Source organism: Mycobacterium sp. IS-1590 (assembly GCF_001500025.1).
In the GTDB taxonomy this organism is placed as follows: domain Bacteria; phylum Actinomycetota; class Actinomycetes; order Mycobacteriales; family Mycobacteriaceae; genus Mycobacterium.
Genome location: NZ_LQIW01000023.1, coordinates 67,373 through 81,350 on the forward strand (window position 1 = coordinate 67,373; position 13,978 = coordinate 81,350).

The window sequence follows — 13,978 nt, forward strand, 5'->3', positions numbered from 1 at the left end:
GCCGGGAACCCGGTGGGAATGTGCTGGGAATCAACGTCATTCGCCGGTGAACTTCGGCGGCCGCTTCTCGAACATCGCGGTCACCGCCTCGCCCAGATCCTTCGACGGCAGGAACGCCGAATTCCAGGCGGCGACATAGCGCAAACTCTCCGACACCCGGGCGATGCGCTGCTGATCGAGCACATCCTTGATGCCGTGCACCGTCAACGGCGGGTTGGCGGCGATCTCGGCGGCCGTGGCGTGCGCCGCCGCAAGCGAGGCGTCGGCGTCGTCGTACACGTCGTTGACCAGACCGATTTTCTCGGCGCGGGCGGCATCGATGTCCTTGCCGGTCAGCGTCAGTTCGCGCAGGTGCCCGTCGGACAGGATCAGCGGGAGCCGCGCCAGCGAGCCCACGTCGGCGACGATGGCCAGCTTCACCTCGCGGACGGAGAACTTCGCGTCGGCGCTGGCGTACCGGATGTCCACGGCGCTGATCAGGTCCACGCCCCCGCCGATGCACCAGCCGTGCACCGAGGCGACGGTGGGGGTGCGGCAATCGGCGACGGCGTTGATCGCGCCCTGCATCTTCGTCAGGGTGGTGTGGAACCCGAGGCGGCCCTTGGCGCCGGCATCCCGGCCGGGCAGGCTGGCGCCCATCGCGGCCAGGTCGAGTCCGTAGCTGAAGTTCCTGCCCGAACCGGTCAGAACGATGGCTCGCACCTCCGGGTCGGCGTCGAGCGTGCCGAACACCTCGGGCAGCTCGGCCCAGAACGCCGGGCCCATGGCGTTGCCCTTGCCGGGGCCGATCAACGTCACCCGCGCGACGTGATCGGAGACGTCAACAGTGACCGATTCGTAGGTCTCGCCCATGGCCCCACACGCTAGTCGGCGACGACACCCGTCACGGCGGCGGCTTGCCCAGCAGCACCTCGTTAACGGTGGCGCTGGGCAGGAACTGGCAGGCGGCGTCGACCAGCATCTGGCCGATCCCCTCGCCGTCGGGGCCGAGCGGGTTGCCCTCCTGGTTAAGGATCTCGCGGATCACGGCCACCTGGGTCGCCTCGTCGAGCCCGTTGTACTCGTCGCATTTCATTGACAGCGCGTTCGGCGGCGCCGGGACCACCGGGACGTCGGTGTTGCGCGTCGGCAGCGGAATGTCGGGTAGTCCGATGTCGGGCAGCCCCGGGATCGACGGTGATGTCGGCCGCGTCGGCGAGGTGGTCAACGGTGGCCCGGGTTCGGTCGTCATCGCGACGGATCCCTCGGTGGTGCGCGAGCATCCCGCCGCGACACCGGCGAAGACCAGCACCGCCGCCGCCACTCGCACGTGCGTCCTCATCCCGGCAACGATAACGCCCCACCGCGACGTAGCGTGGCGTCATGCCCGATGACTTGCGTGCAGGACCCGAATCACCGCCGACCGATGAACTGCGAGCGGCGGAGAAATCGTTCGCCGTGCTGCAGCACGTGCTGCACGGCATCGCCGCCGACGATCTGCACAAGCAGACACCGTGCCGGGAGTTCGACGTGGCTGCGCTGACCGACCACCTGCTGAACTCGATCACCACGCTCGGCGCCATGGCGGGTGCGCAGTTCGGTGAGCGCGACCGCGGCGCGCCGATCGAGCAGCAGGTGGTGTTCGCCGCGCGGGCAGCGCTGGACGCCTGGCAGCGTCGCGGGCTGGACGGCACCGTGGAGTTCGGCGGCAACGAGGTGCCGGCCCGGGTGATGGTCGGCATCCTCTCGCTCGAGTTCCTGGTGCACGCGTGGGATTACGCCGCGGCGGTGGGACGCGAGGTCAACGCCCCGGAGCCGTTGTCCGACTACGTGCTGGGCCTGGCGCGCAAGATCATCACGCCGGAAGGGCGCGTCAACGCCGGCTTCGACGACCCGATCGACGTCGCCGCCGACGCCGATGCGCTGACGCGGTTGCTCGCCTACACCGGCCGGCGGGCCTAGCCGTTTCGCCGAGACGTACGCCAGCCGGCAGCAGGCCTAGCCGCTCCGCCGAGACGTACGCCAGCCGGCCTAGCCGTTCCGCCGAGACGGCCGGCTAGCCGTTTCGCGAAACGTACGCCAGGGCTGTGGATCCGCCGCCCCCACGACCCTGGTGTTCATCTCGCGAGCGTTCAAACCCGCTCGAGGTAGAAGTACAGGTGCCGGGTGCCGTCGAGCGCGCCCTTGCCGTTCATGATGCCGACGACGGCGTTCTCGTCGACGACCTTGAAGTGGTCGTGCACCGGCGCGCCGTCGTAGACCATCGAGGCCGTCACCTCCCCGCGGAACTCCTCCATCCAAAGGCTGGCCTCGCCCTTCATCGCCTCGGTGTTGGAGAACTTGTTGCCGTCGGAGTCCAGGCACACCAGGGGCTTGGCGTCGGTCGCGGAGTGAAACGTCTTGCCGAACCAGTTGAGACGTTCCATGAACCCGTTGGCCTTGTGACCGGTGTGGAACTCGCCGCCCTTCCACTCGCCGATCATGAAGTCGATGGTGGCGGGCGTCAGCGTCGCCCAGAACTCGTCGAGTTCGGCGTCGGAGATGGTGTCGGTGCGCGCCACCAACTCGTCGAAGGTCTCGCGTGCGTCGCTCATGGCTGTCCTATCCATCGGCGGGCGAAGTCGAGGAACGCATCGTTCTCGTGGGTCGCGGCGACGGTGACGCGTACTCCGTCGTCGCCGTAGGGCCGCACGATGATGCGGTTGTCGGCCGACGCCTCGGCGAACTGTTGGGCCCGCCCTGGCAAGGGGAGCCAGACGAAGTTGGCCTGCGAGTCGGGCACGGTGTAGCCGGCTGCGCGCAGTTCCGCGGTGACGCGGGCTCGTTCGGCGACGACCGTGTCGGTGCGCTCGAGCAGTTCGTCGGCGGCGTCCAGCGACGCGATCGCCGCGGCCTGCGACACGCTGGTCGCGGTGAACGGCACGTACACCTTGCCAAGCGCGGTGATGAGATCCGGGTCGCCCACCGCGTAGCCGACCCGCAGACCCGCCAGCCCGTAGGCCTTCGAAAACGTCCGCAGCACAACGAGGTTGGGATGTGCACGGACCAGACCCAGGCTGTCGGGAACCATCGGCTCGCGAATGTACTCGACGTAGGCCTCGTCGAGTGCGATCGCGATGTGCGGCGGCACGGCGGCGACGAAGCGGGCGAGCGCATCTGGTGCGACCACCGTGCCCGTGGGGTTGTTCGGATTGCACACGAAGATCAGCCGGGTGCGATCGGTGATCGCGGCCAGCATCGCGTCGAGGTCGTGCGTGTGGTCGGTCAGCGGCACCGGCACGGGTGTGGCCCCCGCCGTTCGCACCTGCAGCGGGTAGATCTCGAAGCTGCGCCAGCCGAACAGCACCTCGTCGCCGACGGTCGAGGTGATCTGGATCAACTGCTGACACAGGCTGACTGAGCCGCAGCCCACGGAGATGTGCTCGGGGGCGAAGTTGACGTGCTTGGCGAGCCGCTCGCGGAGCTCGACGTAGCCGTTGTCCGGGTAGCGGTTGATGTTGCCGACGGCGTCCTCGATTGCCGCGCGCACGCTCGGCAGCGGGGGATGCACCGTCTCGTTGCTGGCGATCTTGATGGCGCCGGGAACCGTCCTGCCGGGGGTGTAGGCGGGCAGATCGGCCAGTTCGGGACGCAGCCGGACGGTCACCGCACCAGTTTATGGGTCGGCCGAATGCGCTTTGCCTCGCCCGGTGGCCCATGTGTACGCTGTCGGATCGGCGGTAATCGTCGGGAGGCGTGCCAGAGCGGCCGAATGGGGCTCACTGCTAATGAGTTGTCGCCCTCAAAGGCGACCGGAGGTTCAAATCCTCTCGCCTCCGCCACGGCTGACCCGTCAGCCGGACAACTGAACACTGAAGATCGACCATGCGCCCGTAGCTCAACGGATAGAGCATCTGACTACGGATCAGAAGGTTGGGAGTTCGAGTCTCTCCGGGCGCGCTCAGACTGTGCTGCCGAGTCTGAAGTTGTGTTCGACCTCCGGGCCGGATGTGACGCATAACCTCAGTTTCGGCGGCGCCGTCGGCCGCCACTAGATTGGCAGGCATGCGGCTGTTGTTGATCGCCGATACTCACGTTCCCAAGCGCGCCAAGGACCTGCCCTCGCGGGTGTGGGATGAAGTGACGAAGGCAGACGTGGTGGTGCACGCCGGTGACTGGGTGGAGCCGTCGCTGCTCGACGCGCTCGAGGCCCGTGCCAAGCGACTGGTCGCGTGCTGGGGCAACAACGACGGCGCCGAACTGCGCCGCCGGCTGCCCGAGCGGGCCGATGTCACGCTCGCGGGGCTGCGTTTCACCGTCGTCCACGAGACCGGTGCGGCGACCGGCCGCGAGGCACGCATGGCCAAGGCCTATCCCGACACCGACGTGCTGATATTCGGTCACAGCCACATCCCATGGGATACGACGACGAAAACCGGTCTGCGGCTTCTGAACCCGGGTTCGCCAACCGACCGGCGGCGCCAGCCCCATTGCACCTACATGACGGCCACCGTGCGCAATGGCACGCTGTCCAACGTCATCCTGCACGCCCTGGACCGTCGTGCGTGACCGACCGGCGCGGGTCGCCGACGTCCACGAGATCGCCGCGTCGATGCCGCACGTCAAGCGCATCGAGGGGCCCAAGGGCAACCCGATCTACCAGGTCGGGGGCAAGTCGTTCGTGTTCTTCCGCACCCCGCAACCCGACGCCGAAGATCCCGAGACCGGCGAACGCTACGCCGACGTGATCATGATCTGGGTGGAGTCGGAGATGGACAAGCTCGCGCTCGTCCAGGATCGCGGCTCACCGTTCTTCACGACCGACCGATTCGAGGGCCACCCCTCGGTTCTGGTGCGCGCCAGCAGGTTACGCGAGATCGGGAAGGTCGAGCTGACCGAACTGATCCAGGACGCCTGGCTCTCGCGCGCTTCGAAACGCCGCGCCGATCGGTGGCTGGCCGAGCACCAGGGCTGACCGCGCGGCTATTTCGGCGGGACGTTCGCGTGCTCGGCGCCGCAGATGAACACGGCCATGCGAGCCGGCGTGTCGCCCGGGTTCTTCCAGCGATGCCGCGTGCCGTTCTGCACGACGGTGTCGCCAGGTTGCAGGGTCACTTCGGCTCCGTCGTCGAGTTCGAGAACGACAGTGCCCTCCAGCACCACCTCGAAATCGACGGTGTCGGTGGTGTGCATACCGGGGTCCGTGTAGTCCATGTAGCCGAGCATCCCCGGCAGCTTCTCCTCCATCTCGGCCATCGCCTCGTCGATGTCGAGCGACTCCGGAGCCTCGACACCGTGCGACGGTGGCAACGTCAGCATCGCGAACCGGAAACCCCCGACCGGCGGAAAGTAGTTGTGCCACTGAGGCATCGAACCGTCGTCGGGGAAGCGGCACGTCTGGTCGCTGCCCCACAGCAGATGGTTCTCGAAGCCCGGCATCAACATCGTCTGGATCGGCGCGACGCTCTCGTCGCTGGCGAAGACGGACTTGCCGGACGAATCGTGACCGGTCACCACTCGGCGTACTTGCATGGGGTCAGTGAACCAGCCCCGCGGCGACGGTGGGATGAATATCGTGTCGCCATGCAGCAGAAACCCCCCACCGCTGTCATCGAGGCCGCACACCGCGAGCACCTGACGTCGTTGCCGTTCGACGACACCGAGGACTTCGACAACGCCGACCGCGGCTTCATCGCGGCACTGGACCCCTGTGTGATCAAGGCGGCCGACGGGCGGGTGGTCTGGGACAACGACAGCTACGCCTTCCTCGGTGCGGACGCCCCGCCGTCGGTGCATCCCAGCCTGTGGCGCCAGAGCCGGCTGTGCGCCAAGCAGGGACTGTACGAAGTGGTCGAGGGCATCTACCAGGTGCGCGGATTCGATCTGTCGAACATCACCTTCGTCGAGGGCGACACCGGTGTGATCGTCATCGACCCGTTGATCTCCACGGAGACCGCCGCGGCGGCGCTGGCGCTCTACCGCGAACACCGGGGCGATCGAGCCGTCACAGCGGTCATCTACACCCACAGCCACGTCGACCATTTCGGCGGTGTCCTGGGCGTCACCTCCCAGACCGATGTCGACGCCGGCCGGGTGGCGATCATCGCGCCCGAGCACTTCACCCAACACGCCGTGCAGGAGAACGTCTACGCGGGCACCGCGATGAGCCGCCGTGCCAGCTACATGTACGGCGCACTGCTGGCGCGCGGACCGCAGGGGCAGGTCGGATGCGGGCTGGGTCAGGTGACGTCGACGGGCGAAGTGGCGCTGATCGTCCCGACGATCGACATCCGCGAGACCGGCGAGTCCCACACCGTCGACGGGATCGAGATCGAGTTCCAGATGGCGCCGGGCACCGAGGCGCCCGCCGAAATGCACTTCTACTTCTCGAAATACCGCGCTCTGTGCATGGCCGAGAACGCCACCCACAACCTGCACAACCTGCTGACACTGCGCGGCGCACTGGTGCGCGACCCCCACGGATGGGCCGGCTATCTGACCGAGGCGATCGACACTTTCGCCGACCGTGCCGATGTCGTGTTCGCATCCCACCACTGGCCGACCTGGGGACGGGACCGCATCGTCGAGTATCTGTCGCTGCAACGGGACCTGTACGCGTACCTGCACGACCAGACGCTGCGTCGGCTGAATCAGGGCTTCACCGGTATCGAGATCGCCGAGGATTTCACGCTTCCTCCCGCGCTACAGAAGGCCTGGCACGCGCACGGCTACTACGGTTCGGTGAGCCACAACGTCAAGGCGGTCTATCAGCGCTACATGGGCTGGTTCGACGGCAATCCGGGGCGGCTGTGGGCGCATCCGCCGGAAGCCGCCGGCCCACGCTACGTCGAGGCGATGGGCGGATTGGACCGGGTGGTCGAGATCGCGCGAACCGCCTTCGATCAAGGTGACTACCGTTGGGCGGCAACCCTTCTCGATCACGCTATCTTCACCGACGAGCACCACGACGCCGCTCGCGAACTCTACGCCGACACCCTCGAACAGCTCGCCTACGGCGCCGAGAACGCGGTGTGGCGCAACTTCTTTCTCTCCGGAGCGACCGAACTCCGCGACGGCAACTTCGGCACCCCCACCCAGTCCGCGTCGACGTCGATGGTGGCGCAGCTGGCCCCCGAGCAGATCTTCGATGCGCTCGCGATCAGCGTGAACGGCCCGCGGGCATGGGATCTCGACATCGCCGTCGACGTCACTTTCGGTGACACCGACACCAATTACCGGTTGACGCTGCGCAACGGCGTGCTGGTGCACCGCAAGGTGGTCGCCGATGAGGCGTCTGCCCAGGCGACTGTCAAAGTGGCCACCAAGCTGCGCCTGGTCGCGCTCGCCGCGGGCGACGACAGCTCACCGGGCCTGGACATCTCCGGCGACGCCGGCGCGCTGCAGTCGCTGGTCGGCGCGCTGGACCGCCCGGATCCGGCGTTCAACATCGTCACGCCTTAGCGATTTCGGTGTCCAAACAGTCGCTCACCGACGGTTGCGACACCGAAATCGCGGAAAATCAGGGCATGCCGCCGTCGACGCGGATGATCGATCCCGATGTGTAGCTCGACGCGTCCGACATCAAATACAGTGCGGCGCCGATAATCTCCGGCGGCTCTCCAAGCCGTTGCAGCGCGAAGTGCGCCGCGCCCTTCTGCGTCGCGGGAATGTCCCAGGCCTTGCTGATGTCGGTGAGGAACGGACCCGGCATCAGCGTGTTGACCCGCACCGTCGGGCCGTAGGCCAGCGCCAACCCCTCGGTCAGCGCGTTGAGTCCCGCCTTTGCCGCCGAGTAAGGGAGCTGCTCGGGGCGGGGTCGGCGCGAACCGCTCGAGCTCACGTTGATGATCGAGCCGCCGCCGTCGGCCACCATGCGCTCACCGACCAGTGCCGACAACCGGAACGGGCCCTTCAGGTTCAAGTTGATCACCGAATCGAACAGCTTCTCGGTGACGGAGGGCAGCGACTCGTACAGCGGCGACATCCCCGCGTTGTTGATCAGCACGTCGACCTTGCCGAACCGCTCGTAGGCGGCGTCGACCAGTCCGTCGAGCTCATCCCACCGCCCCACATGTACCTGGTAGGGCAACGCGGCGCGGCCGGTCGCGGCGGTGATCTCCTCGGCGGTCGCCACACAGGAGTCATACTTGCGGCTGGCGATCACGACGTCCGCGCCGCAGCGCGCGGCGGCCATCGCCATCTCCTTGCCCAGCCCGCGGCTACCGCCGGTGACCAGCACGACACGGTCGGAAAGATCGAACAACTCGGCTGCGAAATCGCTCTCTGAACCCATGGCCATATGGTGGCACGGTGCAGTTGCTCATCATTCGACACGCTCTGCCCCTGCGCAGCGAACCAGGGCAGGGCTCCGATCCCGACCTCTCCGAAGAGGGCATCGAACAGGCCAAACGGCTTCCCGACGCGCTGGCGCGGTTCCCCATCTCACGGTTGGTCAGCAGCCCCCAGAAGCGCGCGATCCAGACCGCCGAGCCGGTCGCCGAGGCGCTCGGCCTGTCGATCGACATCGACGACCGGCTCGCCGAATACGACCGCGACCTCTCGCACTACACGCCCGTCGAGGAGATCTCCGAAGAGGACATGCGCAGGCTCGCCAACGGTGAGCTGCCCAGCGGTGTCGACCAGTCGGCGTTCATCGCCCGGGTCAAGGCCGGGGTCGACGATATCGTCAGGGCCGCCGAGCGTGAGGACACCGTGGCGTTGTTCAGCCACGGCGGCGTGATCAACGCCGTGGTCCACGACGTCATGGGCACCGAGCGGCTGCTGTGCGTGCAGGTCGACTACGCCGGTATCACCCGGTTGTTGTGGTCGTCGTCGCGCGAGGCGTTCTTCGTGGCGGGCGTCAACTCCACCGAGCACGTATGGGACCTGCTGCCCAGAAATCAGCAGTGGTAGACATTTGCGAGTGACCGTTTCACCCGAGGGGCTCGACCTCGACGCCCTTGACCGTCATCTGCGTTCGGAGGGCATCGCCCGCTCCGGTGACCTGCGGGCGGAGTTGATCTCGGGCGGACGATCGAACCTGACCTTCCTCGTCTGCGACGACCACTCGAAGTGGGTGCTGCGCAGGCCCCCGCTGCACGGTTTGACGCCGTCGGCGCACGACATGGCCCGCGAGTACAAGGTGATCTCGGCGCTGCAGGACACCGTCGTGCCCGTCCCGCGCGCGGTGACCATGCGCAACGACGACTCGGTGCTCGGCGCACCGTTCCAGATGGTCGCGTACGTCGAGGGGCGCGTGATCCGCCACGCATCCGAGCTCGAGGCCCTCGGCGACAAGGCCGACATCGACGCCTGTGTCGACGCGTTGATCAAGGTGCTCGCCGACCTGCACGCCCTGGACCCCGAGGAGGTCGGCCTCGGCGACTTCGGCAAGCCCACCGGATACCTCGAGCGCCAGGTGAAGCGCTGGGGCGGCCAATGGGAGTTGGTGCGCCGTGACGGGGACGAACGCGACGACGACGTCAAGCGGCTGCACACCGCACTCGGAGAGGCGATCCCGCCGCAGAGCCGCAGCGCGATCGTGCACGGTGATTACCGCATCGACAACACGATGCTCGACGCCGATGACGGAACCAAGGTGCTGGCGGTGCTGGACTGGGAGATGTCCACCCTGGGCGATCCCGTCAGCGATGCCGCGCTGATGTGCGTGTACCGACACCCGATGTTCAACCTGGTGCATGCCGATGCCGCGTGGGCGTCGCCGCTGATACCGCCGGCAGACCAACTCGCGCAACGGTATTCGGTGGCCTCGGGTCAGCCGCTGGACCACTGGGAGTTCTACATGGGGCTGGCGTACTTCAAGCTCGCCATCATCGCGGCGGGCATCGCCTACCGCGGGCGGGTGGGCGGTGCGCCGTCGGACTTCGTCACCATGGTCGACGATGCGGTCGCCCCGTTGATCGACGCCGGACTCTCCTCGCTGGGCTAGCGGAACTACCGGAGCGCGGCCTTGTAGTTCTTCTTGGCGGCGCGACGCAGTTGGACCATGCGTGCTGCCCCCGCCAGCGCCGTGATCAGGCCGCCGCACACCGCGGCGAACAGAATCGCCACACCCCGCGGCATGAACCAGTTCCAACCGAGGAAGGCGAACTCGGTCGACTCGGTGTTCTGCGCGATGAATATCAGCAGCAGGATGAGGATGAGGAACCCCGTGATGACCGCCGACCAGAGCGCGGCCGCGCGGGTGAAGTGGACCTTCTTGACCGACGGCGGCGTGTGATCGGCGATCTCGCCGTCCGTCGGCGGAACCGGCGGCCCAGGGTTGGGAGGACCGTAGGGTTCCGGATCGTTTCGCGCTGACGCCCCATACGGATCGGTGCTCATGGCTCCAAGTTTGCCCTTTCGCGTCCCGGACAAACGGCATTTGACGTGGCCCGTCCAATCCTCGGCGGGACAAACCGCGCGTAGCTGCGGCGATGTCGATACTGTCGAATTCATGACCTCGATGCCGCGACGCCGGCACCTGCCGTTCGTCGCGGTGGTGATGGTTCTCGCGTTCCTGATGAGCACGGCCTGCGGCAGCTCGAACCCGCTCGGCGGCGGGGAGATCTCCGGTGACCTGAAGACGATCGCGGTGGGCTCCGCGGACTTCACGGAATCCAAGATCATCGCCGAGATCTACGCCCAGGCGCTGGAGGCCAACGGCTTCACCGTGCGCCGCCAGTTCGGGATCGGCAGCCGTGAGACATACATCCCCGCCGTGCAGGACCACTCGATCGACCTCATCCCCGAGTACACGGGCAACCTGCTGCAGTACTTCGACGAGGACACCACCGCCACCACCCCCGACGCTGTCCTGCTCGCACTGCTCAAGGTGTTGCCCGGGGATCTGTCGATCCTGTATCCCTCTCCGGCGGAGGACAAAGACACCCTCGCGGTGACCGAGGCGACCGCGCAGCGATGGAACCTGAAGACGATCGGCGACCTCGCCAAGCACTCGCCGGAGGTGAAAGTCGGTGCGCCATCGGAATTTCAGACGCGGGTCACCGGCCTGGTAGGTCTCAAGGAACGGTACGGCCTCGACGTCGCGCCGGCGAACTTCGTGGCCATCAGCGACGGCGGCGGCCCGGCGACAGTGCAGGCGCTCAACAGCGGGGCGATCACCGCCGCCAACATCTTCAGCACGTCACCGGCGATCGAGCAGAGCAGGCTCGTCGTGCTCGATGATCCCGAGAACGTGTTCCTCGCCGCCAATGTCGTGCCGCTGGTCGCGTCGCAGAAGATGTCGAACGAACTCAAGACCGTGCTCGACGCGGTCAGTGCGAGGCTGACCACCGAGGCGTTGATCGAACTCAACACCTCGGTCGAGGGAAACCGCGGCGTCGATCCCGACGAAGCGGCGCAGAAGTGGATCGCGGACAACGGATTCGACAAGCCGGTGCAGACGCGATGAGCGGACACTCATGATCAACTTCTCCAATGTCACCAAGCGGTATCCGGACGGCACCGTCGCGGTCGACGACCTCACCCTCGAGGTGCCCGAGGCGACGCTGACCGTCTTCGTCGGCCCCTCGGGCTGCGGCAAGACGACGTCCATGCGGATGATCAACCGGATGATCGAGCCCACTTCGGGCACCCTGACCGTCGATGGACGCGATGTCACCAAGGTGGATGCGGTCAAACTGAGGCTCGGCATCGGTTACGTGATCCAGAGCGCGGGGCTCATGCCGCACCTGCGGGTGGTCGACAATGTCGCCACCGTCCCGGTGCTGCGGGGCGAATCCCGGCGCAGCGCACGGCGATCCGCGCTGGAGGTGATGGAACGTGTGGGCCTGGACGTCAAGTTGGCCGACCGCTATCCGGCGCAACTGTCCGGCGGCCAACAGCAGCGTGTCGGTGTGGCGCGCGCGCTGGCGGGTGACCCGCCGATCATGTTGATGGACGAGCCGTTCAGCGCCGTCGATCCCGTCGTGCGTGAAGACCTGCAGGCCGAGATCGCCCGCCTGCAAAGCGAACTGCGCAAGACCATCGTCTTCGTCACCCACGACATCGACGAGGCGGTCAAGCTCGGCGATCGCGTCGCGGTGTTCGGCCGCGGCGGGGTGCTGCAGCAGTACGGCGAACCTGCGTTCGTTCTGTCCAATCCCGCCAACGAGGAGGTGGCGGCGTTCGTCGGCGCCGATCGTGGATACCGCGGCCTGCAGTTCTTCCACGCGTCGGGACTTCCGCTGCACGACATCGGTCACGTCGACGAGGCCGAAGTCGAAGCGCTGGAGTTGGGCTCCGGCGACTGGAAACTGGTCACCAAGGACGACCGGAAACCGTATGCGTGGATCAACGCCGACGGTGTGGCCCTGCGCCGCACCGGAAAGTCGCTCTACGACAGCACCATCGGCGGTGGTTCCCTGTTCCGGCCGGACGGGACGCTGCGCAATGCGCTCGACGCCGCGCTGTCCTCGCCGAGCGGACTGGGGGTCGCCGTGGACGACGACGGACGGCTGATCGGCGGGGTCCGGGCCGACGACGTGCTGGCCGAACTCGACAAGCAGCGCCGGGTCCCGGAGCTGGGCTAGCCGATGCGGTATCTGCTCACGCACCTCGACGACCTCTGGGCGCTGACCGTCATCCATCTGCGCCTGTCGCTGGTTCCGATCGTGCTCGGACTCGTCATCGCCGTTCCGGTGGGCGCGGCGATCCAGCGCACCACCGCGGTGCGGCGTTTGACGACGATCACCGCCAGCATCGTGTTCACCATCCCGTCGCTGGCGTTGTTCGTGATCCTGCCGCTGATCATCCCCACGCGAATCCTCGACGAAGCCAACGTGATCGTGGCGCTGACGCTCTACACCGTCGCCCTGCTGGTGCGCGCGGTGCCCGAGGCGCTGGACGCGGTGTCGCCGACAGTCCTCGACGCCGCGACCGCGGTCGGATACCCACCGCTGACCCGGATGGTGAAAGTGGAACTGCCGCTGGCTGTTCCGGTCCTGATCGCCAGCCTGCGCGTGGTCGCCGTCACCAACATCTCGATGGTCTCGGTCGGATCGGTGATCGGCATCGGCGGGCTGGGCACCTGGTTCACCGAGGGCTACCAGGCCAACAAGAGCGACCAGATCATCGCCGGCATCATCGCGATCTTCGTGCTCGCGATCGTCATCGACACCCTCATCATGCTCATCGGTAAGGCGCTCACACCGTGGACGCGAGCGACCCGCGGGGTGTCGGTGTGGCGCAGGCTCAAGGCGGCGTCGTGACGGGGCCGATGGGGTTCCTCCAGGAGGCGCTGTCCTACCTGATGACCGCGGTCAACTGGGGAGGGCCCGCGGGGCTGCTCGCCCGGACCTTCGAACACCTCGAGTACACGGTGGTCGCGCTGTTCTTCTCGGCGCTCATCGCGATTCCGGTCGGGATGCTCATCGGCCACACCGGGCGCGGAACGTTCCTCGTCGTCACCGGGGTCAACGCACTGCGCGCGCTGCCCACGCTCGGTGTGCTTCTGCTCGGCGTGCTGCTGTGGGGGCTCGGGCTGGTACCGCCGACCGTCGCGCTCATGCTGCTGGGCATTCCGCCGCTGCTGGCGGGCACCTATGCCGGCATCGCCAACGTGGACCGCACGGTCGTCGACGCCGCCCGCTCGATGGGCATGACCGAACGACGCATCCTGCTGCGGGTGGAGACGCCGATCGCGACGCCGTTGATCCTGGGCGGGCTGCGGACGGCCACGTTGCAGATCGTGGCCACCGCGACCGTCGCCGCGTACGCCAGCCTCGGCGGGCTGGGCCGCTATCTGATCGACGGCATCAAGGTGCGCCAGTTCCATCTGGCGTTGGTCGGCGCGCTGATGGTGACGGCGCTGGCGTTGCTGCTCGACGCCGCGCTCGCGTTCGCGGTGTGGGCCTCGGTGCCGGGAACCGGGCGGCTGCGCGGTCGGCGACGCATGCCCCAACCGTTCCTCGGTGACGAAGTCGCTCTCGAATCCCGTCCCCCCGCAACAGCACAGCGCGCCCGAAAAAGCAACGGCGGAGCACGTTACGAACGAGGGGACCCTTCGCCTACGGTATAG

At 67.2% G+C, this 13,978-nt stretch carries 17 protein-coding genes and 2 tRNA genes; 12 read left to right on the forward strand and 7 right to left on the reverse strand.

What is annotated here, in order from left to right; genetic code table 11:
* Positions 1 to 36 precede the first annotated feature (36 nt).
* Together AU197_RS14980 and AU197_RS14985 are read right to left on the reverse strand one after the other, a co-directional pair.
* The gene (locus AU197_RS14980; protein ID WP_064403493.1) at positions 37 to 852 is read right to left on the reverse strand and encodes a crotonase/enoyl-CoA hydratase family protein; all 816 of its coding nucleotides are present in this window, start codon (positions 850 to 852) and stop codon (positions 37 to 39) included.
* Between the two features lie 31 nt (positions 853 to 883).
* Positions 884 to 1,321, reverse strand: coding sequence for a hypothetical protein (locus AU197_RS14985; protein ID WP_064403494.1), 438 nt, complete (start codon positions 1,319 to 1,321; stop codon positions 884 to 886).
* A gap of 41 nt (positions 1,322 to 1,362) precedes the next feature.
* Between AU197_RS14985 and AU197_RS14990 the strand changes: the two genes are divergently transcribed.
* On the forward strand, positions 1,363 to 1,941 hold the full coding sequence (locus AU197_RS14990; protein ID WP_064403495.1) for a TIGR03086 family metal-binding protein: 579 nt from the start codon (positions 1,363 to 1,365) through the stop codon (positions 1,939 to 1,941).
* Between the two features lie 170 nt (positions 1,942 to 2,111).
* Here AU197_RS14990 and AU197_RS14995 read toward each other — a convergent pair whose 3' ends face one another.
* Positions 2,112 to 2,573: a DUF4334 domain-containing protein gene (locus AU197_RS14995; RefSeq protein WP_064403496.1), complete on the reverse strand. Its 462-nt coding sequence runs from the start codon at positions 2,571 to 2,573 to the stop codon at positions 2,112 to 2,114.
* Entirely contained in the window at positions 2,570 to 3,625 is a 1,056-nt protein-coding gene (gene hisC, locus AU197_RS15000; RefSeq protein ID WP_064403497.1) for a histidinol-phosphate transaminase, read from the reverse strand. The genes AU197_RS14995 and hisC overlap by 4 nt, the downstream gene beginning before the upstream one ends.
* Positions 3,626 to 3,708: 83 nt before the next feature.
* Between hisC and AU197_RS15005 the strand changes: the two genes are divergently transcribed.
* The 4 genes from AU197_RS15005 to AU197_RS15020 all read left to right on the forward strand — a co-directional run bounded on the left by AU197_RS15005 (position 3,709) and on the right by AU197_RS15020 (position 4,933).
* Positions 3,709 to 3,800: transfer RNA gene (locus AU197_RS15005), tRNA-Ser, on the forward strand.
* Between the two features lie 45 nt (positions 3,801 to 3,845).
* Positions 3,846 to 3,918: transfer RNA gene (locus AU197_RS15010), tRNA-Arg, on the forward strand.
* Positions 3,919 to 4,023: 105 nt separating this feature from the next.
* On the forward strand, positions 4,024 to 4,527 hold the full coding sequence (locus tag AU197_RS15015; RefSeq protein ID WP_064403498.1) for a metallophosphoesterase family protein: 504 nt from the start codon (positions 4,024 to 4,026) through the stop codon (positions 4,525 to 4,527).
* Positions 4,520 to 4,933, forward strand: a complete 414-nt coding sequence (locus AU197_RS15020) for an MmcQ/YjbR family DNA-binding protein (protein WP_064403499.1) — start codon at positions 4,520 to 4,522, stop codon at positions 4,931 to 4,933. Before AU197_RS15015 ends, AU197_RS15020 begins: the two co-directional genes overlap by 8 nt.
* Positions 4,934 to 4,941: 8 nt before the next feature.
* On the opposite strand, the gene AU197_RS15025 is transcribed toward AU197_RS15020, so the two are convergent.
* A complete protein-coding gene (locus AU197_RS15025) occupies positions 4,942 to 5,490 on the reverse strand; it encodes a cupin domain-containing protein (RefSeq protein WP_064403500.1) in 549 nt (182 codons plus the stop codon).
* A 51-nt stretch (positions 5,491 to 5,541) separates the two neighbouring features.
* Here AU197_RS15025 and AU197_RS15030 point away from each other — a divergent pair, with 51 nt between their 5' ends.
* Complete coding sequence (locus AU197_RS15030; RefSeq protein ID WP_064403501.1) at positions 5,542 to 7,419, forward strand: alkyl/aryl-sulfatase; 1,878 nt, start codon at positions 5,542 to 5,544, stop codon at positions 7,417 to 7,419.
* Between the two features lie 58 nt (positions 7,420 to 7,477).
* Here AU197_RS15030 and AU197_RS15035 read toward each other — a convergent pair whose 3' ends face one another.
* On the reverse strand, positions 7,478 to 8,251 hold the full coding sequence (locus AU197_RS15035) for an SDR family NAD(P)-dependent oxidoreductase (RefSeq protein WP_064403798.1): 774 nt from the start codon (positions 8,249 to 8,251) through the stop codon (positions 7,478 to 7,480).
* Between the two features lie 17 nt (positions 8,252 to 8,268).
* Here AU197_RS15035 and AU197_RS15040 point away from each other — a divergent pair, with 17 nt between their 5' ends.
* Complete coding sequence (locus AU197_RS15040) at positions 8,269 to 8,871, forward strand: histidine phosphatase family protein (RefSeq protein WP_064403502.1); 603 nt, start codon at positions 8,269 to 8,271, stop codon at positions 8,869 to 8,871.
* 10 nt (positions 8,872 to 8,881) lie between these two features.
* Entirely contained in the window at positions 8,882 to 9,907 is a 1,026-nt protein-coding gene (locus tag AU197_RS15045) for a phosphotransferase family protein (RefSeq protein WP_064403503.1), read from the forward strand.
* Between the two features lie 5 nt (positions 9,908 to 9,912).
* Here AU197_RS15045 and AU197_RS15050 read toward each other — a convergent pair whose 3' ends face one another.
* On the reverse strand, positions 9,913 to 10,302 hold the full coding sequence (locus AU197_RS15050; RefSeq protein WP_064403504.1) for a LapA family protein: 390 nt from the start codon (positions 10,300 to 10,302) through the stop codon (positions 9,913 to 9,915).
* Between the two features lie 178 nt (positions 10,303 to 10,480).
* Between AU197_RS15050 and AU197_RS15055 the strand changes: the two genes are divergently transcribed.
* From AU197_RS15055 to AU197_RS15070, 4 genes are read left to right on the forward strand one after another with little or no spacing between them, the layout of a single operon-like run.
* Entirely contained in the window at positions 10,481 to 11,371 is an 891-nt protein-coding gene (locus AU197_RS15055; RefSeq protein ID WP_502687887.1) for an ABC transporter substrate-binding protein, read from the forward strand.
* A gap of 10 nt (positions 11,372 to 11,381) precedes the next feature.
* Entirely contained in the window at positions 11,382 to 12,491 is a 1,110-nt protein-coding gene (locus AU197_RS15060; RefSeq protein WP_064403506.1) for an ABC transporter ATP-binding protein, read from the forward strand.
* Between the two features lie 3 nt (positions 12,492 to 12,494).
* Entirely contained in the window at positions 12,495 to 13,169 is a 675-nt protein-coding gene (locus tag AU197_RS15065) for an ABC transporter permease (protein WP_064403507.1), read from the forward strand.
* Positions 13,170 to 13,177: 8 nt separating this feature from the next.
* Positions 13,178 to 13,978 carry an ABC transporter permease gene (locus AU197_RS15070; protein WP_064403799.1) on the forward strand — a complete coding sequence of 267 codons (801 nt, stop codon included), beginning with the start codon at positions 13,178 to 13,180 and terminating at the stop codon, positions 13,976 to 13,978.